The sequence below is a fragment of the Bdellovibrio sp. HCB185ZH genome (genome assembly GCF_047302455.1).
GTDB lineage: Bacteria > Bdellovibrionota > Bdellovibrionia > Bdellovibrionales > Bdellovibrionaceae > Bdellovibrio.
This window is the reverse complement of sequence record NZ_CP178624.1, coordinates 1,392,508-1,414,498: the sequence shown is the minus strand read 5'-3', so window position 1 is coordinate 1,414,498 and position 21,991 is coordinate 1,392,508. Positions and strand designations below refer to the sequence as shown.

20 protein-coding genes are annotated in these 21,991 nt (G+C 46.2%); 11 read left to right on the top strand and 9 right to left on the bottom strand.

Features of this window, described 5'->3' with window-relative positions; genetic code table 11:
• Positions 1 to 6: 6 nt before the first annotated feature.
• Together nrfH and spoVG are read right to left on the bottom strand one after the other, a co-directional pair.
• Positions 7 to 480, bottom strand: coding sequence for a cytochrome c nitrite reductase small subunit (gene nrfH, locus ACLSU7_RS06895; protein WP_413294822.1), 474 nt, complete (start codon positions 478 to 480; stop codon positions 7 to 9).
• 184 nt (positions 481 to 664) lie between these two features.
• A complete protein-coding gene (gene spoVG, locus ACLSU7_RS06890; RefSeq protein WP_142699440.1) occupies positions 665 to 991 on the bottom strand; it encodes a septation regulator SpoVG in 327 nt (108 codons plus the stop codon).
• 324 nt (positions 992 to 1,315) lie between these two features.
• Between spoVG and ACLSU7_RS06885 the strand changes: the two genes are divergently transcribed.
• Positions 1,316 to 1,735, top strand: a complete 420-nt coding sequence (locus tag ACLSU7_RS06885) for a hypothetical protein (protein ID WP_413294821.1) — start codon at positions 1,316 to 1,318, stop codon at positions 1,733 to 1,735.
• Between the two features lie 143 nt (positions 1,736 to 1,878).
• Entirely contained in the window at positions 1,879 to 2,691 is an 813-nt protein-coding gene (locus ACLSU7_RS06880; RefSeq protein WP_413294820.1) for a DUF4010 domain-containing protein, read from the top strand.
• Positions 2,692 to 2,763: 72 nt separating this feature from the next.
• On the opposite strand, the gene ACLSU7_RS06875 is transcribed toward ACLSU7_RS06880, so the two are convergent.
• The 3 genes from ACLSU7_RS06875 to ACLSU7_RS06865 all read right to left on the bottom strand — a co-directional run bounded on the left by ACLSU7_RS06875 (position 2,764) and on the right by ACLSU7_RS06865 (position 5,418).
• On the bottom strand, positions 2,764 to 4,203 hold the full coding sequence (locus tag ACLSU7_RS06875) for a trypsin-like peptidase domain-containing protein (RefSeq protein WP_413294819.1): 1,440 nt from the start codon (positions 4,201 to 4,203) through the stop codon (positions 2,764 to 2,766).
• A gap of 107 nt (positions 4,204 to 4,310) precedes the next feature.
• Positions 4,311 to 4,559, bottom strand: coding sequence for a DUF1844 domain-containing protein (locus tag ACLSU7_RS06870; RefSeq protein ID WP_413294818.1), 249 nt, complete (start codon positions 4,557 to 4,559; stop codon positions 4,311 to 4,313).
• A gap of 46 nt (positions 4,560 to 4,605) precedes the next feature.
• Entirely contained in the window at positions 4,606 to 5,418 is an 813-nt protein-coding gene (locus tag ACLSU7_RS06865; RefSeq protein ID WP_413294817.1) for a M48 family metalloprotease, read from the bottom strand.
• 216 nt (positions 5,419 to 5,634) lie between these two features.
• On the opposite strand from ACLSU7_RS06865, the gene ACLSU7_RS06860 reads away from it, so the two are divergent.
• From ACLSU7_RS06860 to ACLSU7_RS06830, 7 genes are read left to right on the top strand one after another with little or no spacing between them, the layout of a single operon-like run.
• Entirely contained in the window at positions 5,635 to 6,627 is a 993-nt protein-coding gene (locus ACLSU7_RS06860) for an AAA family ATPase (RefSeq protein ID WP_142699447.1), read from the top strand.
• A gap of 44 nt (positions 6,628 to 6,671) precedes the next feature.
• Complete coding sequence (locus tag ACLSU7_RS06855; RefSeq protein ID WP_413294816.1) at positions 6,672 to 7,496, top strand: DUF58 domain-containing protein; 825 nt, start codon at positions 6,672 to 6,674, stop codon at positions 7,494 to 7,496.
• Positions 7,496 to 8,398, top strand: coding sequence for a hypothetical protein (locus tag ACLSU7_RS06850; RefSeq protein WP_413294815.1), 903 nt, complete (start codon positions 7,496 to 7,498; stop codon positions 8,396 to 8,398). The genes ACLSU7_RS06855 and ACLSU7_RS06850 overlap by 1 nt, the downstream gene beginning before the upstream one ends.
• Complete coding sequence (locus ACLSU7_RS06845) at positions 8,395 to 9,405, top strand: vWA domain-containing protein (RefSeq protein WP_413294814.1); 1,011 nt, start codon at positions 8,395 to 8,397, stop codon at positions 9,403 to 9,405. The genes ACLSU7_RS06850 and ACLSU7_RS06845 overlap by 4 nt, the downstream gene beginning before the upstream one ends.
• Entirely contained in the window at positions 9,405 to 10,469 is a 1,065-nt protein-coding gene (locus tag ACLSU7_RS06840; RefSeq protein WP_413294813.1) for a vWA domain-containing protein, read from the top strand. The genes ACLSU7_RS06845 and ACLSU7_RS06840 overlap by 1 nt, the downstream gene beginning before the upstream one ends.
• Positions 10,466 to 11,227 (top strand): tetratricopeptide repeat protein, encoded by a 762-nt coding sequence (locus ACLSU7_RS06835; protein WP_413294812.1) that lies wholly within the window; start codon positions 10,466 to 10,468, stop codon positions 11,225 to 11,227. Before ACLSU7_RS06840 ends, ACLSU7_RS06835 begins: the two co-directional genes overlap by 4 nt.
• The gene (locus ACLSU7_RS06830) at positions 11,211 to 13,208 is read left to right on the top strand and encodes a BatD family protein (protein WP_413294811.1); all 1,998 of its coding nucleotides are present in this window, start codon (positions 11,211 to 11,213) and stop codon (positions 13,206 to 13,208) included. The genes ACLSU7_RS06835 and ACLSU7_RS06830 overlap by 17 nt, the downstream gene beginning before the upstream one ends.
• A gap of 42 nt (positions 13,209 to 13,250) precedes the next feature.
• On the opposite strand, the gene ACLSU7_RS06825 is transcribed toward ACLSU7_RS06830, so the two are convergent.
• Positions 13,251 to 19,418 carry a hypothetical protein gene (locus ACLSU7_RS06825; protein WP_413294810.1) on the bottom strand — a complete coding sequence of 2,056 codons (6,168 nt, stop codon included), beginning with the start codon at positions 19,416 to 19,418 and terminating at the stop codon, positions 13,251 to 13,253.
• Positions 19,419 to 19,565: 147 nt separating this feature from the next.
• Positions 19,566 to 20,108, bottom strand: coding sequence for a hypothetical protein (locus ACLSU7_RS06820; protein ID WP_413294809.1), 543 nt, complete (start codon positions 20,106 to 20,108; stop codon positions 19,566 to 19,568).
• A gap of 210 nt (positions 20,109 to 20,318) precedes the next feature.
• Between ACLSU7_RS06820 and ACLSU7_RS06815 the strand changes: the two genes are divergently transcribed.
• A complete protein-coding gene (locus ACLSU7_RS06815) occupies positions 20,319 to 20,642 on the top strand; it encodes a hypothetical protein (protein WP_413294808.1) in 324 nt (107 codons plus the stop codon).
• Between the two features lie 141 nt (positions 20,643 to 20,783).
• Positions 20,784 to 21,344 (top strand): hypothetical protein, encoded by a 561-nt coding sequence (locus ACLSU7_RS06810; protein ID WP_413294807.1) that lies wholly within the window; start codon positions 20,784 to 20,786, stop codon positions 21,342 to 21,344.
• Here ACLSU7_RS06810 and ACLSU7_RS06805 read toward each other — a convergent pair.
• Both ACLSU7_RS06805 and ACLSU7_RS06800 read right to left on the bottom strand, forming a co-directional pair.
• Positions 21,341 to 21,640: a helix-turn-helix transcriptional regulator gene (locus tag ACLSU7_RS06805; protein WP_413294806.1), complete on the bottom strand. Its 300-nt coding sequence runs from the start codon at positions 21,638 to 21,640 to the stop codon at positions 21,341 to 21,343. The genes ACLSU7_RS06810 and ACLSU7_RS06805 overlap by 4 nt on opposite strands.
• Positions 21,641 to 21,653: 13 nt before the next feature.
• Positions 21,654 to 21,914 carry a type II toxin-antitoxin system RelE family toxin gene (locus tag ACLSU7_RS06800; protein ID WP_413294805.1) on the bottom strand — a complete coding sequence of 87 codons (261 nt, stop codon included), beginning with the start codon at positions 21,912 to 21,914 and terminating at the stop codon, positions 21,654 to 21,656.
• Positions 21,915 to 21,991: the final 77 nt, after the last annotated feature.

Below are 21,991 nucleotides of genomic sequence, written 5' to 3'. Positions count from 1 at the left end.
ACTCCTTTATTGTCCGTGACCCACACCGCGATGACAGTGCAGGCAATTTTTCACATCGTCGTTTCCTTTGCCGATATCCATGGCATGCACCATTGGTTGATGGCAGTGCAGGCAACTTTGCAGGGTGATCTGACGATTGTGTCCTTTGATTTGAATGGGTTCTTTAAAGTTTTGCGATGTGAAGGCCCAGCCATGATGAAAACCATTGCTGGCTTTGGCGGCATATTTGCCAATCAGGCTTCCATGGGGCAAGTGACAGTCATTGCACTTAGCAACGTACTGATGCCCGGACTTACTCCACGAATCGTAATTGTCTTGCATGATGTGACAGTTGATACAGGCCTTGGGATCATCCAACAGATAAGAATACCCACGAGCGTAAATAAATGAATACGCTCCCAACCCAATAAGGATGCTCACCAAGACCACGCTGCTGATGGATAAGAGGGGTTTGATATTCATTTCTCTTTTAGTATTCATTACCGCAAGAAATTGAATATATAAGAATGAGTTGAGTGCAAAAATGCAGAGGGGGAAATAAAAAAGCCCCCACCATTGCTAACGCTCAGGTGAGGGCAAAACTGTCCTTGGGTTTGAAGCCGCCTCCGGTTTCAAGCCTCCACAAATGGCCTAAAACTTGGCGTGTGAGCAGGAATCTTCAACCTTAGTAGTCATCACTACCATAATCGGAACCTGGCGCCTTCTGGCGTTTCAGGTTCACTAAGGTTTCTCCCATGGACTTTAATTCGTTTTCGTAAGCTTCAAAAACCATGTCCTCGATCATCGCGCGTGTTTCCTGATTTAGAGGATGGGCGATATCGCGGAATTGGCCGTCTTTTCTTTTTTTAGAGGGCATCGCGACGAACAAGCCGCTGGTGCCTTGGATGACTTTCAGATCGCGGACTACGAAACATCCATCAAGTGTGATGGAGACGTAGGCCTTGAGGCGATCCTCATTGACCGGGAATACTTTCACTTCGGTGACTTTCATAGAGTCCCTTTCTAGGTGCCTATCGTGTTGCTACCAATGGAGCCATACTATGGTCCGATCTCTATTTCGGACGTCGTTGAAAAAATCTAAAGACCTAGGTCGAGGAAAGTTCAAAATTGTGATCTCTTAAGAAATTCTGTCTCAATCTGAAACGCTTCACCACTTACAAGATTTTGAACGAAGGGCATCTTCGTCGGGAAGGCGGGGCGCAGCTTGGAGAGTATGGTGAGGCCAAATGTGCGGCCAGTTTGGGCAACCGGCAAGAAATTCAGATGACTTGCAGTAACGTGACAGGGGGAAGGGGTTATGGGAAGAAGTGCTCCTATGAAAAACCTATTCAGTTCTTTGTTTATTTTCGTGTCTTTGTCTTCTGTAGCTCAAGCCATCGAAGTACCCGCGGATTTCTATCCAAATGGTATAAGCTGTGTGCAAACGGCAACCAACGATGGCTTCTTGCCGCAAAACCTGACGATCTATCAGTCCAAAGGAGCAGGCGATCGCCTATTCATTAAGTTCTATATCGGCAATGACTTACGACATGTGGTCGCCCAAGAAACCAGCCGCACTTTCAACACGATTCAATATAAAAACGTGCGCCTGTTCGACGAAGACAAAGGTCACATCGTCGGTGGTCACATGGGTATTACGTTTAATGCGGAAATTAACACCCTTCAATCTGCGGGTAATTTCTCTTGGACTTACTTTGATGGTGGCAAAGCTAGCTACAGCTGCTCCATGTACTAATGTTTATTTTAAATTTTGAATATGAAAGAGCCCTTTGCGAAAACAAAGGGCTTTTTTTATGCGATATAAAGTGCGTGATGAATTGCCGTCGTTGTAAGATTCCAGAGATGAAAAAGTGGCTTCCTTATTTCATAGTAATCGCAATGTTGATAATTGCATCTTTTGTGGTTCCCCATAGGACAATTGATCCTTGGGGGCTTTTTAATCCCTATAGTCTCGTGCGAATTTTATTAGCACTGACTTTGCTGCAAGTACTCAGCTCCTTACTGATGAGTTATTTGCGCGGGCCCCACGCCGGCCTCTTATTGGGTTTTTTAGGTGGATTAATTTCCAGCACAGCCTTGGCATTGTCACTATCTAAACAAAGCCAAGAAAGTTCCGAAGATGAAGCGCGCCTGTTAAGCCTGACATATTTAGGCGCTCTTTTGGGGACCGTGGTTGAAGCTGCGGTTTTATCTATGATTGGGTCCGATCAGCTGAATTGGAGACTGCAAGGGGTCTTTCTTGGACCGATTGTGGTGAGCTTGTGGTTGGTTATTTGGAGAGCTCGCTCTATTCAAAAGATTCAGTTTCAGCCTGACTCTATTCCGACATTAAGCGTGAAGTCGGTCCTTTCCCTCGGCCTTATTATCATGTTGTTTCTGGCTTTCTCAAAAGTGTTGCAGACCTATTTCGGAGAAGTGGGGCAGTATTATTTAACGTTCCTGACCTGTTTGTTTGAACTTCATGGTTCCATTATTGGCAATACCCAGCTGTTACAAAATGGCACTATATCTGCCGCAACGACGGGAAATTTATTTGCATTGGGAATCTTGGCTTCTTATCTCGGAAAAATGACACTCGTGATTGCGATGGGAAGTCGGGACTTTAAAAAACGTATTATCAAATACACGGGCTGGTTGAGCTTATCTTTGATCGTAGCCTGGTTGTTTGCATCGGCAGCTCTTTCACTTTAAGGAGTCGAAAAACCACGGCAAAAAAAAAGCCCGCTCGGAGCGGGCTTTGATTATTTATCTCGTTATATTTCGTTAAGGAGTATCGATATTGATGATCTGAATTCTGGAATTGCGAGCAATACGTAAAGTGTTGCTGCCTTTTTTTAGATTCTTCAAAACATCTTTTGAATTTGAAACAGCTTGCTTGTTCACATCCAAAATCACATCACCTACCGCAAGGCCTGCTTTGCTAGCCGCCGAGTTGCGAGCGGTTTCAATAACGATCGGTTGCTTCATATCATCAGGCAATCCCCATTCGCTGCGAATAGCAGGAGTCGGATCGATGATCGTAAAGCCTACATTAAACGGCGCTTTCTGACCGTCGTATTTTTTCACATCGGTTTTTCTGAATTTAGCATTGTCTTCAGGACGCTCGCCGACAACCACAGAAACTGTCATTGGTTTTCTGTCACGAATGATTTTCGCCTGAGTCGGTTTGCCAATTGAAGCGTCACTCACAGCATCGACTAGGCTTAAAGAACTGTCGATGGATCTGCCATTAAACTCCGTCACGATATCATAAATTCGAAGACCCGCACGAGTCGCCGGACCGCGTGGATCAAGCTGTGTGATCACCGCACCACTTTGCTCGCCCAATCCCAGGTACTCGGCCGCTTCGGGATCAAGATCTCCTAATGCGGCCCCAATCCAACCGCGCGCAATGCGACCTTTGGATTCAAGTTGTGGGATCAAAGCTTTTACTTCGTCGATAGGAATCGCAAAACCGATCCCTTGCGCACGGGCATCGATCGCCGAGTTCACACCAACGACCATGCCTTTCGTATTTACCAAAGGACCACCCGAGTTACCGGGATTGATCGAAGCATCTGTTTGAATCAAAGGAATTTTATTGATCTCGGCAATGCCGCGACCTTTTGAAGAAACAATCCCTTTAGACATCGAGTGACCGTGACCAAATGGATTACCAAAAGCGGCAACCCATTCGCCAACTTCAAGGTCTTTAGAAGATCCAAGCACCGCGACAGTCAGTTTTGTTTTAGGTTTGATTTTGATCAAGGCGATATCGGTACGCTCATCACTTCCCACCAAAGTCGCTTCGTAAAGATCTTTGGAATCTTCGCTTAGTTGAACTTTGATTTGGTCAGCTCCTGCGATCACGTGATTGTTCGTTACGATCAAGCCGTCTTCACGAATGATGAACCCCGTTCCAAGGCCCATCATCTGAGGCTTTTGTTGCTGCTGAGGTTGCTGCATGCGAAGCCCATAAAGCTGCTCCAGCATCTCCAGCATCGGATCACGTCCACCGCGTGGCATGTTCTTAGGAATCGCGGTCGTTGAAATATTCACGACGGCGGGATTGATTGCTTTCGCCAACTCCACAAAGAGATTTCCTGGGAGTGGAGCGCTTAGATTCATTTTCGGGGGATCTTTGGGAAGGCTTGTTGATTGAGCCTGAGATTCAGGACCTGCCACCAGGGAGGCCGCTACTAGAAGGAATAAAAACTTCTTCATAACACATTTCTCCTAACAGTTTCGGAACAACTATCACTCTAACTGAAATGCCTAGCGCTATCTAGTCCAACAGGTGAGTCGGTTCTGAGCGTTAGGCATTTATTTTTTTAAACTGAAACAAACTTCATTTGAAGGTCGTTAATTAGGTTCTCTAAAAATTGCGACTCATCAGAACTTAGGTTGCCTTTGGTTTTTTGCTGCAGGACCACTAAAAGGTCGATGTTAAATCGAGCCATATTTTTATCTTTAGAAGTCTTGCCCGTTTGTGGATCCGGGGCCAAACCCATAGCCATCACCGCCGATGACGCTAGGGACATAATAAGAACTGATAATGAAGCTTCCATTTTTTCTTGCATAATACACCCTTAAGTGAACATGAGTTCACATAATTTAATGTCAAGGTTAGATCGGATAGTAACCCATAAGCTTTTGCAGGCGGGTTTCAATCGATGGATGTGATTTTAAAAACAAATTCTTTTGCCTAAAACCCTCAGGATTCACAATAAACAAATGGCTGGTACAAGCGGGGATTTCCAGGGGCTGAGTCTGTGCCAAACCTTCCAGTCTCCACAAAACTTCTCCCAAAGGATGGCGATTATTTAATAATTCAGAAGCCATCAAGTCATTTTCAAAAAAGGATTTTTCACCCACCACGGCTTTGATGATCAGCCAACCAATTGGTGACAAAAGCGGCATGAAAAACTGCAAACGGTAGGGAAGGAAAGAATCCAAAAATTGTCCCAAACCCACAACGGAGTTTGCAAGCGTCGAGCTTACGCTGAACGCAAAAGTGTCAAGACGACGAATGTGACAAAGTTGATGGGCAACGACCGCTTCCAGTTCTTTCGCACTTAACTTTTGCAAAAGTCCCAACGTAAATCCTAGCGATCCATTTTTCCAGGAATGCCCCACGCAAAACGCATTCACGGAAGAGTGTGGAGTCATGAACACTGCGGGAGCCGGCATGCCCAACTGGTGCGACATGCGCTCGACCATATCTAGCACTCCCCAAGCATCCTGTCCCTTTACGCGTTGAGCGCGAAGTTTATAGAGCACGCGGTTTTCGCCGTAAAAGAACACGATGAAATTTAAAAGCAGGGCTAATAAAAATCCAATGATCAGTCCCAAGCGTTCGCCAAATTGGTAACCCAAAATCAGCAGCGCTAACGATGTCGATAGAATGAAAACCCAAACTTTTGTGTTCGTATTAGTCATATTGATTTTGTCCCATTGAACCGGCCATTTTACAACGCGTACAAGTGGTGTAACGCCATGCTCGTCCAAACTAAAGGCTAGGACTGTGACATAACAATTGCAAGTTTTCCTGTGCCCGACGCCCCGAGAAATTTAGGTCTGGAGCGCCTCGGTTAAGGCTTGCCGCAGGAAAGCTAACAGAGTGAAATAGTAAGGATATTTCCCGAGGAGGAATGGGTGAGCGAAGTTGATATCATGGCGTTAAACGCCGCGATCAAACAAGAAAGTCAATTCATCGACAAGATGATGACAGAGATCAACAAAGTCGTAGTCGGACAAAAGGAAATGGTCGAAGGGATCATGATGGGTCTTTTGACGGGTGGACACATCTTACTTGAAGGTGTTCCCGGCCTTGCCAAGACGCTGACGATTTCCACAGTGTGTAAATCCATTTCTTTGGATTTTCAGCGTATTCAGTTCACTCCCGATCTTTTACCCACAGACTTAATTGGTACGATGATCTTTAATCCCAAATCCGGCGAATTCGCTCCACGTAAAGGTCCTATCTTTACGAATATCGTTTTGGCCGACGAGATCAATCGTGCTCCCGCGAAAGTGCAATCTGCTTTGCTTGAAGCAATGGCGGAAAAACAAGTCACAATCGGTGACGAGTCCTACAAACTTGCGAATCCATTCTTGGTTCTTGCAACCCAAAATCCATTGGAGCAGGAAGGTACGTATCCACTTCCGGAAGCGCAAATGGACCGTTTCATGTTTAAGATCAACGTGGTTTACCCACACAAAGGCGAAGAGCTTGAAATCTTAAACCGCATGGGTACGAATGAAAAGCCGGTGGTGAATCCGGTGATTTCTAAAGAAGACCTGTTGCGTGCTTCTGAACGTGCTGATCAAATTTACGTCGATAACAAAATCAAAAACTACATCGTGGAAATCGTGATGGCTTCCCGTAAGCCCGCGGAGTACGGTCTAAGCCGTATCGCAAATCTTATCAACGTCGGGGGTTCACCGCGTGCGACGATTTGCTTGTTCCGTGCCGCGAAAGCACACGCTTTCCTTCGTGGTCGCGGTTACGTGACAGCAGAGGACGTAAAAGCCATTGCTTACCACGTGATGAGACATCGTCTGATTCTGACTTACGAAGCTGAGGCAGAAAATATCAAGTCTGATGACGTGATCAAAGAAATCCTAAGCCAGGTTGAGGTTCCATAGTGGGATTGCCTCCAGAGGTCTTAAAGAAAGTTAAACTGCTGGAGTTGAACACAAGAAAACTTGTGAACAACCTCTTTGCGGGCGAGTACCATACGGCCTTTAAAGGTCAGGGTATGACTTTCGCAGACTTCCGTGAGTACGTTCCTGGTGATGATGTTCGTTCGATCTCCTGGCCACTGACGGCGCGCACAGGAAAAACTTTTATTAAAACTTTCGAAGAAGAACGGGAGCTGACGTTGATCATCGCGGTCGATGTCAGTGGTTCCAGTGATTTCGGAACGGGGCCTTATTTCAAGGGCGAAGTGATGACTCACATGGCGGCCTTGCTTGCGTTTTCGGCGGTTAAGAATAATGACCAGATCGGTTTGTTGCTTTTTAGCGATCAGGTCGAACACTTCGTTCCACCGAAAAAAGGCCGTGGCCACGTTCAACGTTTGCTTCGTGACCTCTATTACTACAAACCAAAAAGTCACAACACTAAACTTTCTAACGGCTTTAGCTTCCTGCAGGGAGCATTGAAAAAGCGCGCAACTATTTTTGTTTTCAGTGACTTCCAGGATGAGGGCTTTGATCAAAGCTTGCGCTTACTTGGAAGAAAGCACGATGTGGTTGCTTGTGTCGTGAACGATGCTGCGGAATATTCGCTACCAAGCATGGGCGTGATTGAAGTTCAGGATGCAGAGACGGGTGAAGTTTTAACCGTCGATACGTCGTCCGCAAGTTTTAGAAAAGAATACGAGCAAGCTGTGCAAGCCCGTAAAGAAACTCGGGATAAGTTATTGCGTAAAGCTCAAGTGGACCGTGTGGACGTAAAATCCAGCGAAGACTTTATTGATCCTTTGGTTGCGTTTTTTAAGAAGAGAAAATAATGGCGGCGATTCAGTGTAAAGTTGAAATTCCAAAAGTCGATGGACTGAAAGACGGGGAGCTAACGGTGGGCCGTGAGTTCTTGCTTGTCTGCGAGGGGGAATTTCCAAAAACTTTGCAGCAAGATAAGCTTCAGCTGGTTTTGCAACCGGAACAGAAATACACCATTGCTCTGCGTGGTTTTGAGTTCCGCTCTCCCACAGAGGCGGATGTTAAGATTACTTCCTATACGGCGGGGGGTGTTCGTTTTGACAATCTGCAGATCACAGATGGCACGACGACTTTGGATTTAGGCCCCGTGCAATACCAGGTTGCAAGTGTGTTGCCCCCGCCAAAACCGCCAAGTCAACCAGGCGAGCAAGCTCCCAAGCAAGAACCCTTTGGTCCCATCGGTCCGATGAATATTCAAGTGCCGATGATGTACTGGGGAATCCTGGCAGCTTTCATCGGAGTGATCGCTTTGTTTGTGGTCACAAAGATTTTTCGCTCCTTGCAGCGTCGTAAAATCATCGAGCGTTTAAAAGAGCATGATTCCGCTCTTTCGCCCGTGGCAGAATTTCATCAAAAGTTCCGTCGCATGCAACGTGAAAACACAGTCTTTTTCGGGGGCACACCGAAATCCGAAGATATTCCGTTGGCATTGGATGAAACGCGCCACATGTTAAAGCTTTATATCACTCGTCGCTATAAAATCCCCGCGCTGGAGTGGAGTCCGCGTTTAATTCTAAAAGATCTAAAAAAGTATCATCCAAAAGTTTACCAGGAAACTGGCAGCGAGCTTGAAAAACTGGTGAAGGAATTCCTGCACGCGGTTGAAGATCGCAGCAAGCTCAGTGGCTCGGATGTTTTGAATCTTTCTAAGCGCACGCGTTTGTTAGTTGAGGAAATGGAGAGATTGTCATGACAATACACTCTCCCATTGCATTCTGGCTTTTATTACCGTTGATCGCCGTTGTTGTTTGGGTTTTATGGAGAAAGAAAACTAAAACTCCAACTTTGCAATTTGGATCGGTTCAAGTTCTAAAATCCGTGACGCCGAGTATTCGTACGCGACTTTTGAATATTCCCTTGATCTTAAAAGCCTTGGGAATTGCTCTTGCGATTTTTGCTTTAGCCAGACCGCAGGAAATGAATACCAAAATTAAAAAGAACGTTGAAGGTATTGATATCGTGATTGCACTGGATATCTCTGATTCCATGTTGATCGAAGATATGAAGCCTCTAAATCGTCTTGAAGCAGCGAAAGAAACGATCAAGCAATTTATCAGTGGTCGTAGCTCTGATCGTATTGGTCTGGTGATCTTTGCCGGTGAATCATTTACGCTGGTTCCGCCGACATTGGACTATCAATTGATCCTTGCTCGCGTTGACGAAATCACGACCGCTGCCAGTGCTCGTATCAAGGATGGAACTGCTTTGGGTGTGGCTTTGGCGAATGCAGCTGGCCGCTTAAAAGATTCTCAAGCAAAAAGTCGCGTCGTGATCTTTATGACCGACGGGGAAAATAACTCAGGAACGATCGATCCGGAAACGGGTCTAGAGATCGCGAAAGGTTACGGCATTAAGATCTACTCCATCGGTATCGGTAAAGATGGTCCGACACGTATTCCAATCTATACCCGTGATATCTTTGGTCAAAAAATTAAAACCTATCAGCCATTTGATTCCACGGTGAATGAAGACCTTTTGGGTCGTATGGCCAGTCAAACCGGTGGTAAGTATTACCGCGCTTCCAAAGAAGACTCTTTGAAAGGTGTCTTTAAAGACATCGACTCTTTAGAAAAAACGAAAATCGATGTGAATAAATTCACGAACTACACAGAGAAATATCCGCCGTATCTTGTGGCGGGAATTATTCTGTATTTGGTAGGCTTGCTTTTGGGTCGTACATGGTTAAGGAGGGTGCCGTAATGTTTAGGTTTGAAAACATGGCAGCTTTTAACTATCTGTGGTTGATTCCAGCGATCATCATCATTGGTTATTTCTTTGATCGCCGAGCTAAAAAGGCCATGGAAAAAGCTATTGGCTCACGCTTGTATCCTTTCCTTTCAAGTTCCGTTTCGCAAAAAAAACGTACGATTAAGACAGTGTTTCAAGTTCTTGCGGTTTTCTTTTTTGTATTGGCCTTGGCTCGCCCCCAATTTGGTCAAAGCAAACAAGAAGTGAAAAGTGAAGGTGTGGAGATCATCTTTGCCGTCGACGTCTCTGAAAGTATGATGTCCGAGGACGTAAAACCCAACCGTCTGACTCAAGCTAAAACTGAATTAAGCCGCTTGGTTGATCTGATGCCGGGAAATAAAATCGGCGTGATGGCTTTTGCGGGGTCTGCGGCTTTGCTATCTCCTCTGACAAATGATCCGGGTGCAGTGAAAATGTATATCGATGCCCTCGATACGAATTCTGTGTCAAGCCAAGGGACAAGTTTCCAGGAAGCTCTTTCCAGTGCTAAAGATGCTTTTGAGCGTGGCGGTGTTTCAACTGATGATACCGTCAAGGTCACTCGCGTGATCATTATTGCTTCCGATGGTGAGGATCATGAGCCGGGAGCTCTGGAGGCTGCAAAAAAATTAGCAGAAGATGGTACCCGTATTTTCACAGTGGCTTACGGAACTGAAAAAGGCGGCGCCATCCCAGTTCGCGATGGCATGGGCTTTTTAAAGGGTTATAAAAAAGATCGCGGCGGACAAACGGTTATCACGGCAGTAAAGGGTGATGCTTTACGGGCTCTTGCTGAAGCGGGTAAGGGAAGTTTCTATACCGCAACCGTGGGTGGTGATCAGGTTAAACACTTGGTTGAAGACATCAATAACTTAGAAAAAACCCAGTTCGATACGACCATGGCGACTCAATACGAAGAGCGCTTTCAGATTTTGCTTTTGATTGGAATTTTGCTTGCGATGTTTGAGCTCTATGTCGGCGAAAGACGTAAAGGCTTCCGTTTCTGGAAGGGTCGCTTTGAGGTGCCTGCCGAATGAGAAAGCTGATTCTTTGTTCTATTTTGACTACGATGACTGGTTGTGGAAATCAACTGGATCTTAGAACCTTGAAAGTGAATCGTGAGGGGAATGCCCTTTTGCAAAAGCAGAACTATCAAGGTGCGAATGAAAAATACATCGAGGCTTTAAGATTCAATCCTTATCTGTCTCGTGTGCATAGTAATTTGGGTCTTTCGTTTGAAGGATTGCAACAGGCGGAAAAAGCTCAGCAGTCCTATGCGGAAGCAGGCCGCTTGGCTGAAGCCACCAAAGATGCGGATATGCTTTTTGTCGCGCGCTTTAATGAGGCCCAACTTTTAGGAAAAGCTAAAAAAGTTGATGAAGCTTTAGAGCTTTATCAAAAAGCGCTGGAAATCGTTCCTTCCAGTAACGAAGTAAAAACCAATATCGAATTATTGATCCAAACGCAGCAAGGTGGCGGCGGTCAGGGTGATAACAAAGATAAAAAAGATCAGCAGCAGGGTAAAGACCAGCAACAACAGCAGCAGGATCAAAAGGGCGATAAAGATCAAAACAAAGACCAAAAAGACCAGGACGGAAAAGACGGCAAGGACCAAAAAGAAAAGCAGCAGTATCAAAACTCTGCCAAGTACAAGCCTCGTCCTTTTGCCGGAAAAGAACTTACCGAAGGCGATGTAAAGAAAATCCTGGGAGAGATTAAGCAGCAGGAAGGAAAAATCCGTGCTGACTATAATCGTAAAGAAACGAAGGAGCAACCTCGTGACAAAGATTGGTAGATTTCTAATCTTTCTGACTTTTATTTTAAATGCTGTCGTAGCTATGGCAGCAGGTACTACGGTGAATGCAACGGTGGATCGCAATGAAATGCGTCTGGGTGACACGTTCACTGTGACTGTTGCCGCAGTTTCTAGTGATGACGTGGATATGCAAGAACCCCGCGTTCCCGAGCTTGACGGTTTTGAACTTTTAAATACTTGGAGTTCGACAGCGGTTGCGCAAAAGCTAGTTCCCGGTCCCGGCGGAATGCAGTTTGAAACTCAGCGCCGTAAAGAATACAGCTATACGCTTTCTCCGAAACGTCAGGGCACTTTAAGTGTTTCTTCATTTGAAGTTGTGGTGGGCGGGAAAGTTTTTAGAACTCAGCCCATCGTGATTAAAGTCGGCACGGGTGGCGGAGCTGCGAACCCCCGTCAAATGCCTCAGCGTCCTCAAGGTTCTCAATTCCCCGGCATGAATGAAGATCCATTTGAAGCGATGGATCGTGCCGAAGAGGAAATGTTTAATCAGCTGTTGCAACAGCGTCAGCGCCTGCAACAGCAGATCAGACAACAACAAGGCGCAGGAATGCCAGACGAACAATTCGGCACGGGTGCATCCAGTGCGATTGATAACCCAGCTTTCCGCAGCCTTCCGACAAATCCCAATGATGCGTTTTTTATTGGTGTTGAAGTAGATAAAACGGAAGTTTACGAGGGCGAACAAGTCACCGTGAACTGGTACATCTATACTCGTGGTCAGATGGAAACTTTGGATCGCCTGAAATTCCCAGATCTTCGTGGCTTTTGGAAAGAAATCATTGAAGAAGTTCCGTCCATTCAGTTTTATGAGCAGAATGTCGGCGGTATACCTTGGAAAAAGGCGTTGCTTGCGTCCCACGCTCTGTTCCCGATCAAAGCAGGCACCGCAACGATTGATTCATATAAAATCAAATCCCGCGTTCGTACGTTAAGTCAAATGGGCATGATGAGTAAGCCCTATGAATACACAAAAAGCTCAGCCAGCATCCCTATTAAAGTAAAACCTTTGCCAGTGGATGGGCGTCCCTCTGATTTCTCGGGAGCTGTCGGGCAGTTCGATGTGCATGCAACAATTGAAGGTCAAAGCTTTCCTGTGAATCAGCCTTTAAGTTTGAAAGTGCGCTTTGAAGGAGCGGGGAACGCAAAGCTGATCGATTTGCCAGCGATGACTTTACCAGCGGGACTTGAGCAGTACGATACGAAATCAGATTCCAAGTTCTTTAAAAATGGTCGCAGCTACAAAGAATTTGAAATGCTTTTAATCCCACGCCAAGAAGGCGACATGGTTTTCCCGGGATTAAGTGTCAGCATGTTTGATCCTAAATCAGGCAAGTACTACACGAAAAAAACAGAGCCGATCACTTTGAAAATCGTAAATAACCCGAATGCGCCCGTGGGCGCTTCGCAAAGACTCTCAGGTGCTCAGCAACCAGCGGCAGCAAAAGTTATTGAAAACAAACTTCCAGACGTCATCATGGCATGGCAGCCATCGGCACAAGCAGCGGTGATGGCGCGTCCATGGTTATGGATGGTCATTTATGCGAGCATCATCACGGCCTTGCTAGTAAAAAGCCAACGTGAATTTGGTTGGGGCCGCCGTCGCAGAACTTTGAAAGAACAGGTCGGCAAACGCTATAAAGTCGTTGATCAAGCGGTCAGCAAAGACGATTACCGCAAAGTCGGTGCCGAAATGACGAACATCTTTTATATGGTGATGGGCCAAGTCGCAGGGGAGTCCGGAGCTTCGCAAAAAATCGAAGACTTGATGACTCAGATCCCTCCAAGTCTTCGTCGCGATCACGGAGATGAAATCACAAAGACGTTTGAAGTCTTCCAAACGCTCTCCTTCGCCCCGGATGAAATGTTGGGAAGCCTAAAAGAAAAAGCCACAGTGAAACAAAACATCGAGCGAGCTAAGAAAGTGATCAGCGAATTGATTTCTTCCAAAGAAGAGAAATAGCTTAAAAACAAAAAGGGACTATCACTGGTCCCTTTTTTATTTTTAGAAGTTTAAGGCTCTGTTAATGAATGAAGGCAAGAAGTACTGTGTATTAGTCGTCGAGATGACCGTATCTAACCCGGCATCGGCGTAACCCCATTCGCCCCCAACACTTGCGCCACTACACATCATCGTACCCCCGGTCGTCGTCCCACAGATGCTTGAATAATTCACTTGGACTTTTGAGAATGTAGCTCCACCCGCGACTTGAATCGGCACATTGAATACGCCGTGAGAGTTTGCTTCACCTACGCTAGTCAAATTTGAAACATCAGAATATCCCCAGCATTTCATCGTGCCGTCTGTCTTAATACCGCAAGCATTGGAATAGCCCATAGAAACTGCCGTGTAGGTCGCGCCACCATCAATTACAGTTGGCGAGTATGTGTAAGAAGCTCCAGTGCCCGCCATTGAGTCACCCCAACACTTGACTGTATCTGTAGCAGTTATGCCGCAACTTGCGTTGGCCCCAACAATAAGTTTTTTATAGATGGCACCTGAGTCAATAGTGTAGGGCGTGAGCTCTGATGTTGTTCCGCCGTTCCCGACGGAACCAAATCCATTGGCGCCCCAACACTTGATTGTGCCTGCCATCGTGCGACCACAAGTATGGAAATATCCGCGGACAATTTCCGCGTATGTTACACCCGAGTCAATCGTGGTAAATGAAGTTATAGCATTCGTAGTCCCGTCGCCAGCCTGTCCGCCCTGATTTCTGCCAGCGCAACGTAACGTGTTTGCCGTAGTAATCGCACAGATTGTTGCGTAGTTCACGGACACTGCTTTATACGTCGTGCCTGGATCCACGTTGGTTGGAACGTATGCCGTGCTTCCGACTGCAACTGCAGCGCCCAGCTCGCCGTAGTCATTTTTACCCCAACAAAGCAGATTGCCGGCATTATCGATCGCACAGTTATCGGCATCATGTTGAGTAGCAATGGCCGTATAAGTCGTTGCCGGATCGATGGCGACCGGGGCATAACGACGAACCGCTGATCTTGAGCCATCCCCAAAGACTGCGGAGGCACCCCAACAGAATAGCTTTCCTGATTTCAATCCGCACGCCTGGGAGGCATTATCAAAAACGGAATTATTCGCTGGAGTGTAGATATCCCATTGTGGAAGTTCTAAATTAGTAAACCATTTATTCCAGCTACCCATATGAGGAGCATAACCAGCTCCCCACAAGTTCAAAGTTTTCGTTGAGTCGTATGTAAAGTTACCCCAACATTTCAATGCTCCACCGGCGGAACCTGAAGTGATACCGCACGCGCGAGAACCCGTTACCGCAATATTTGAATAAGTTGTACCTGCATCCACATTTACCGGGCTTGTACTTTGTGTCAGCGTACCATTCGCTAGGAGAGCGTTGGCATTACTACCCCAACATTGAGCCGCTCCTGAAGAAAGCAGAGCACAAGTTGTTGTTCTGCCACCGCCGACATTTACGTCGTCATTTACTGAGACAGCAGTATAAGTTGCACTGGCATTCACGGAAACAGGTGTCGTGCGTGCAGTAGTCGTACCGTCACCGATAGCGCCAGTACCGTTATAACCCCAACATCTCATCAGACCTGTTGTTGTGACGCCGCAGGCATGGCCAGAACCAATAGAGACCGTTGCAAAGTCATAGGTCGCATCAACATCAATTGGAGATGTTGCATTTGTTGTCGTACCATCACCAAGCTGATTTACAGCATTGTGTCCCCAGCAACGAAGCTTGTCGGCGGAAGTGATTGCGCAAGATGATTTCGCGCCCACTGACACGAATTTATAGCTAACTGCTGCGTCGATCTCAGTTGGTACATTCAAATTACCTGTACCACCCTGGCCAAGAGCACCGTACATGCCCTGACCCCAGCAGCGGATTTTATTACCCGTCGTAAGTCCGCAGCTGTGATTTTCACCTGAACTAACTGCTTTATAAGCTACGCCGGAATCGATCAATTGAGGTGAGTTTTTATCCACACCAGCGCCATTGTTACCAACCTGACCGTTGGCGTTGCGACCCCAGCAATAGAGATCACCATTCGAGGCTATCGCACAAGTGTGTTCATTTCCTACAGCGACATCTTTAAATGACGTGCCTGAGCTGATGATAACAGCTTCCGAGCGGAATGTAGTCGAAGCATCACCAATTTGTCCGTAGGTATTATGACCCCAGCAACGAAGTGAGTTGTCGCTCATGATGGCACAGTTGTGTTTTCTGCCGATGGAAGCTTTCGTCACAGTCAGATTTTTTTCGTCGTCGACAATGTAAAACTGTGCGGTATTAATAGATGTCGCATAGGCCATCGATGGATTGTCTGTGTGGGAAATAATGAAATTAAGAACCTTTTCACCTGTTGTCGCTGCATTATCTGGGAAATTGATTGTGACATTTGCAGCTGTTGAGCCTGCTGGAATCGTAACGGATCCATTCACAAGATCATGTTGTGAAGGATAGCTTGCGTCGCCAGAGGCACGATAGTTAACAAGCACGTCATAAGTTTTTGTTGCGTTCATCGTGATAGTAACAGTTTGTGCGCCCGAGCCTTCAGTCACTCGATTCATGCGGGCAGACGTGATTGATAAAGTGTTAATGGCATCTTTAATCCAAGTGACACTTGTTGCGGAGGTGACTGGCTGCCACGTTCCCGACGCATCTGAACCTATCACACACAAGGTGACCGGGCCATTCGGATGTGTGAAGACGGTGGTAGAAATTGGAGTAGAGATGGCAATTGCCGAAGTATAGCTCGTCGTAGCGCAGGTGCCCGTTGAGATCACATTATACTTATACTGTACGAGTCCCGTTCCGCTGACTGTCACATTGATGGTGCTTCCTGTGTACGTACCTGTAGGATACCCAGTTAGAACGGCAACGGGAGCTGGTGCATTCACGGAGATACTTTTTTGACCAGCCAGAGAATTCGCTGAACCTGCCGCAGGCAATGTCAGGGTGGCATTATTTCCTAAGGTGTCTTTCAAAGCTCCACCATTCAGGGAAATGACCGCGGCGGCAGCATAGTCCAAATCAGCGGAATTATCTCCAGTTGCAACGGTATATCTGAAAGTGAGTGTACTTGTGCCTTGTCCAGACCACAAAGTTGCGTAACGAGTGGTTCCACCTGTCTCCATCAAAATGCGAGGCGTGCCTGTGACACTCACTGGTTCGTTAAATGTTACATCAACATTGATGATCGAATTGAGGCCGTATGAACCATCCGCCGTGGAAGACGTTACAGACTGCGGGATTGGGCCAACTGTGTCCCGAGTCCAGCTTGCAGAAGTTGTTGAAGTAGAATCATTCCCAGACGCCTCACGTCCCAGCACGCAGACTTTATAAGCGCCCTGTTCTGTAAGCGTATCGGTGATTTTTGTAGCTAAAGCAATCGCTGAACCCGTGTATGCAGCTAGGTTCGTACAGACTTCTGAACTGCTTGGAGGCACGACGAAGTATTTGTATTGAGTCAATCCTGTCCCCGAGACAGTGATATTTAAAGTCGATGTTGTATTAGTCCCCGTAGGCGCACCACTCAGTGTTGCCGCACCTGGAGCAACCGTATCTTTAACGAAAGAACGATTTTGTGTAACTGTGCTTCCACCCAAAGAAGTATGTGTTGCGCGCAATGTGTATGTCGCGTCAGCTTTGGCAGACAGATCAAATGTTGTGTTCCATGCGCCAGAAGTACACGTCGGTGTGTTGGTGATGTTTTGGTAAGTGGCACCATTGTAAACCGCGACCGAGACAGGGCGGCCATCAATAGAACAAGTTCCTGAAACATCAAATGCCGCATTATTCGCGATATTAATATATGCCATTGAGGCTGGAGAAACCCAGGCAACGTTGGCAACAGAACCATCATGTGTAATGGAGTCGGAAACGCAATTGGATTCATTCCCAGCGATGTCACGGGTTTTAAAATAAACTGTATTATAGGCATCTGCGGTTGCAAGCCACCAAACTTGTGATGTGGCGTAAGTCTCCCAAGTACCACCGGTCAAACAAAGTGCATTGTTAGTGATATACATCTCTGTGGAGGTGGCTGCAGCAATCGTCAGGGTGTTACCAATTTGATTCGTATACGCATCATCATTTTTAATAATGAAAGTTGTAACAGTTGGAGCCACAGTGTCTTTGGTATAACTTTGCGAAGCTGCAGTTGCAGCGATACCACCAGAGCTGCTGTGATTTACTGTAAAAGAAATTGAAGCATCCGCCAAAGACGAAACATCAAGTGTTTTAGTCCAGGCCCCCGCAGAGCAAGTAGGAGAAGTCACCGTTAAACCCGTGACCGTAATATCCACGGGTTGGCCGTTTTCCGAGCAAGCACCAGAAATTGTGAATGCGGTCGAGTTCGCAATATTAATATATGAGCCCGAAGCCGGAGAGGCGATAGTTACTGTCGGTGTTGTTGACGTATGAACAATCGTGTCTGAATAACAACTAGACTCATTGCCCGCAGCATCTTTGAATTTAGAATAAACAGTGTTCGTCGCATCAGCTGTCGCTAAACTCCAGGATTTTGAAGCAGCGAAAGCTTCCCACGCACCACCACTCGCACAACCAGAAGTATTGGTGACATACATCTGACCACCGGCATCTGAGGAAGTCAGAGTCAAAGTGGCTGTTAAGCTAGTCGTGCTTGCTGCTCCTCCGTTAATCGATACCGACCCTGTCGGAACCACGGTGTCTTTAGTATATGAGGGAGAGGTCGCTGATCCTGTATTCCCTGCGGCATCATTAATAGATGCGCCCAGCTGGAAGCTGCCTTGTGCTAGCGATGTCAAATCAAGAATCGCACTGAATGAAGTTCCCGAACAAGTGGTCGTTGAAGTAAAGCTGCTCGGGCCCGTGATTGTAATGGATCTACCATTTTCAGTACATGAACCACTGATTGTAAATGCCGTCAGATTCGCGCCGTTCACGTAAGAGCCAGCAATTGGAGAAGTAATTGCGATGATCGGATTTGAGTTGTCATGAATGATGTCGTCACTCACACATGCTGTTTCGTTGTCATGGCTTTCTTTAAATTTTACATAAACTGTATTCGTGGAATTTGCTAATGGCAGCGTCCAAGATTTTGACGTTGCATAGGTTTCCCACGCTCCACCAGATGCACAACCCGCAGTATTTGTGATGTACATATGAGTCGCACCTGTGACGTTCATATTTAAAGTGGCGGTGAGTGAATTTGTATAAGCAGCTCCTGCATTCAGTGCAACAGAAGTGATCGTTGGAACTGCGACATAGCGGGAAGTGATCACGAATTTAGAGCGAGTGTTGTCGAAGGTATCTTTGTGAGTAGCAGAAACGGAAATCGTATTCCCAGTCAGGCTTGTTACGTCCAGGGTTTTAGAGAACGTACCTGTCGAGCAAGTTGCAGTCGTATTAATAGTGCCAATTGCAATATTCACAGTTTGACCGTTTTCAGAACAAGTACCCGAAACGGTATACGCTCCCTGATTTGCAGCATTGATCGCAGCGATCGAGGGAATATCAATAGTCGGAGCAACGGAGTCTTTATCTACCGTCACAGTGTAGGATTTCGGAGTGCCACCACCTTGTGGAGTTACCGTAAATGTAATATCCCCGGCGTAAACTCCTGCCATCGCGCTTAAGTCAATCGTACGTGACCAGTTACCAGAAGATGAACAAGTGAATGTCGTGATATTCGCAGCGGAAGGAGCAGAGACCTGAACCGATGCACCCTGAGCACAACGACCGTAAAACGGAGCCGTCGCAACGTTCGCTTCATTTATTTTTCCACCGACCGCAGAAGTCGCAACGGCAAATGAATCCTGATATGTCACCGGAGCCGAGCAGTCAGATTCTTTCACTTTTCCTGTGACGTCCATAGAGAACACACGGAAAGTGTATTGCTCACCTTCGTCTTTGCTAAAAGAGGCGGTGTTATCAGAGGCGTCTGCACCCAGCTGAATAGTTGGCAGAATAGGGTCTTCGCAGTTCGCACCTTTATAATAGAGAAGTTCTTGTTGAACGACTTTTGCGTTGGTAGGAGCTTCCCATTTAGCCTGAAGATCTCCAGACTTTTGTAGGGCATTTTGATCCCAGGCCAATGAGGTACCAACGCTACTGGAAAGTTCTTCCAGAGACACTTCGATAGAGCACCCCACCAACAGAAGTGGCAGGATGCTATATCTCATAGCCTGAAACAGTGACTTCATAGACGTCCAAGAGTGTTCCATGAAGTACTTATCGGAGTTTCCCAATTTCCTTTAATGAATTCACGAGGTAACTTATTGAAACCACGATCATGTTTCATAAACGTAATTTATGAGGTCAGGAGTCGCGTATCAGAATGAGACGATTTTCTATTTTTGAACGAACGGAAAACGTTCCGTTAGTTGGTAGCGAGTTTGCGGAGTCTTGCCATCGAGTTCACTACTGGCGGTGCCCATAAAAATTTGTAGCGGCGTCTGAGCTTTCACCTGATAAGTTGTATACAGAATATTCCCTTCACCAGGCACTTTATATTCATCACATACCTTACCGGTCACAACTCGCGCTTCATTGGTTTTCCAATCAGAAAACCCACACCAGTTAATCATGTTCAAAGCTTCAGTAACATTGTCAGTAAGGCTTGTATAAGTCACCTTAACCGTCGTCATATCAATCTCACGATCTACTGACTTTACTTTGTAAGTCTCTTCATAGACCAAATAAGCCTTGGTGCATTTATCATCCTCATAAGCCACATGAGAAAAATTCCAGCGCGTCCCTTTGATCGAAAGATGACTGATCAAAGAATCATCTTCCATCAAGTGACAAGCCTTCATGTAATCCCCATCAATACTCTGAATCGAAGGCCCCGCCGCAAAAACCAAATGTGAAAAAAGCAAAATCATTTTGATCATCCCAAAATCCTAAATCCCCACGCCCTCAATTCAAGCTGCACCGCTCCCGCAAAAGGTGCCAGGTCCTGTTTGTAGAAGCAGCGCAGCTATGGGGTTTATCTGTAAGGAGGTTCTCACTGAGCTTTCGTTTCCGGTGAAATCCGGACATGTCGTTGTTTCCGCGAGGTCGGGCAGGTAGGTTCCGCCGCATATCAAAACAAGGAGTTCCGTATGCGTATTATGGCAATGGCTTTAACTATGGTTCTGTCTTCCGCAGCGTTTGCTGGTACTGATATGTGCGCATCATTTAAATCAGATCGCATGTTGAAAGCACTTTACACAGTCGCTGCTCGTGAAAAAGTGACTTTCGAGGAAATGTGCAACTTGCCTAAAGTTTTGGGTGTGGAAGCAATGCCGTCTCAAATCGTGAATATCAACGGTGACGTCATTCCATATACTCGCGTGCAATTGCACATGTCTGAATCTAGTTGCCTGTACATGGTTCGTGACGCTGATCAAGCGATCACAGAAGCTCGCTGCTATTCAGCTTGGTAAATAATAAGAAAGCCGGGCTAAAATCCGGCTTTTTTATTTCCTATTTTTTCGATTCTTCCATAGTCCTTCAACGCTGTTTTCATATTCTCAACCTAAGAGCTCACAACTGATTGTGAGCTTAAGCCTGTGAGGAACAGAACTATGGAAAGAATATTGAATGCCGTATTGTTTTCGCTTATCTCAATGGCCACTGCCGCTGCGATTGGCGCCCAGGAACAACCACCCCAAAGAGGCCCCGCCGGTACAGGGGAGGGGAATGAAGTTTTGCGCTGTATTTATACTCCCGCAGCGGATTCCCAAAGCTCTTCTCTTCCCACTTCTAAAATTGGCGTCAAGTTTTTGCTGCAAAGAAATAACAGCAATCATATCGCTGCCGACACTTATACTTTGAATGATTCCAATCAACCGATCAAACAAGTCAGTCACGCAGAACTTGCAGGTTCCGTCACAGAAATTTCAGCCACAACAAAAGCCGCTGATATTATTTCGGGATTAACTTTGGCAGAGGATTCGCCGTTTGATTTTCAAATCACACTAGATTCGACGGCCGCCGACAGCAATGGCCGCTTGAGTGCGGTGGTGGAATCAGTCACAACTTTCACAGGACAAACCTACACTCAAGTCCCTGTCAGTTGTAAAATCCCACCAGCACCCCAACAAAAACCTGCGGCAGCTCAAGGTCAGAACGCAAGACTGAATTAAACACTTTCAAGCTTAACGTTGTATTTAAGCCCGTCAGCATACAAAGAGTCGCGAATCGCTAAGGAAATCAGCGCCTGTTCAGGGTAGCCGATCTTTTTCGCGATTTTCGCGGCTCTTCCAGGGGAAGGAATGCGGCGCCCTTTTTCTAAGTCACAAAGACTTTGCACCGAAATCCCCAAGAACTTCGCATATTCCGTCTGACTCATTTCATCACTTAAGCGCCATGCTTTAAGAAATCGGGCCACAGTCAGTCTCGTTTTAAATAGATCACGAGCATCTTTTCCTTTAGTAGTCATGTTTGTGGACCTCCTAAAGTTCTATATGAACTTCGTCTTTGATAACCCTGTATATAAGTCGATAGGCTTTATTCAATCGAATGGACCGCTGTCCCCATCGTTTGCCTTGCAAGGGCTCATCGTGCAGTCCTGGTGCTCTTTGGATAATTCGAAGCCCCGCATCCTCAATAGTCCAAATCCATAACTCAACTTTATCTTGGATATACTTGGGAACTCTTTTGAGCTGTTTCTCAAAGGTTCTAGAATAAGTTATGCGAATCAAGCTCAACTCCATAATACGTCAAATTGACGTAAAAATCAATGTGTGCTGAGCTTGATTGCAAAAAGTAGGTGGGTGTCAGTTTAAATGAA

Bases quoted from the DNA above. Each gene is read 5' to 3' on its own strand.
- ACLSU7_RS06845 (WP_413294814.1), top strand. From the start codon at position 8,395: ATGACAATACACTCTCCCATTGCATTCTGGCTTTTATTACCGTTGATC.
- ACLSU7_RS06880 (WP_413294820.1), top strand. From the start codon at position 1,879: ATGTTGATAATTGCATCTTTTGTGGTTCCCCATAGGACAATTGATCCT.
- ACLSU7_RS06865 (WP_413294817.1), bottom strand. From the start codon at position 5,418: ATGACTAATACGAACACAAAAGTTTGGGTTTTCATTCTATCGACATCG.
- ACLSU7_RS06875 (WP_413294819.1), bottom strand. From the start codon at position 4,203: ATGAAGAAGTTTTTATTCCTTCTAGTAGCGGCCTCCCTGGTGGCAGGT.
- ACLSU7_RS06810 (WP_413294807.1), top strand. From the start codon at position 20,784: ATGGAAAGAATATTGAATGCCGTATTGTTTTCGCTTATCTCAATGGCC.
- ACLSU7_RS06840 (WP_413294813.1), top strand. From the start codon at position 9,405: ATGTTTAGGTTTGAAAACATGGCAGCTTTTAACTATCTGTGGTTGATT.
- ACLSU7_RS06805 (WP_413294806.1), bottom strand. From the start codon at position 21,640: ATGACTACTAAAGGAAAAGATGCTCGTGATCTATTTAAAACGAGACTG.
- ACLSU7_RS06825 (WP_413294810.1), bottom strand. From the start codon at position 19,418: ATGAAGTCACTGTTTCAGGCTATGAGATATAGCATCCTGCCACTTCTG.
- ACLSU7_RS06850 (WP_413294815.1), top strand. From the start codon at position 7,496: ATGGCGGCGATTCAGTGTAAAGTTGAAATTCCAAAAGTCGATGGACTG.
- nrfH (WP_413294822.1), bottom strand. From the start codon at position 480: ATGAATACTAAAAGAGAAATGAATATCAAACCCCTCTTATCCATCAGC.
- ACLSU7_RS06835 (WP_413294812.1), top strand. From the start codon at position 10,466: ATGAGAAAGCTGATTCTTTGTTCTATTTTGACTACGATGACTGGTTGT.
- ACLSU7_RS06820 (WP_413294809.1), bottom strand. From the start codon at position 20,108: ATGATCAAAATGATTTTGCTTTTTTCACATTTGGTTTTTGCGGCGGGG.
- ACLSU7_RS06885 (WP_413294821.1), top strand. From the start codon at position 1,316: ATGAAAAACCTATTCAGTTCTTTGTTTATTTTCGTGTCTTTGTCTTCT.
- ACLSU7_RS06815 (WP_413294808.1), top strand. From the start codon at position 20,319: ATGCGTATTATGGCAATGGCTTTAACTATGGTTCTGTCTTCCGCAGCG.
- ACLSU7_RS06800 (WP_413294805.1), bottom strand. From the start codon at position 21,914: ATGGAGTTGAGCTTGATTCGCATAACTTATTCTAGAACCTTTGAGAAA.
- spoVG (WP_142699440.1), bottom strand. From the start codon at position 991: ATGAAAGTCACCGAAGTGAAAGTATTCCCGGTCAATGAGGATCGCCTC.
- ACLSU7_RS06870 (WP_413294818.1), bottom strand. From the start codon at position 4,559: ATGCAAGAAAAAATGGAAGCTTCATTATCAGTTCTTATTATGTCCCTA.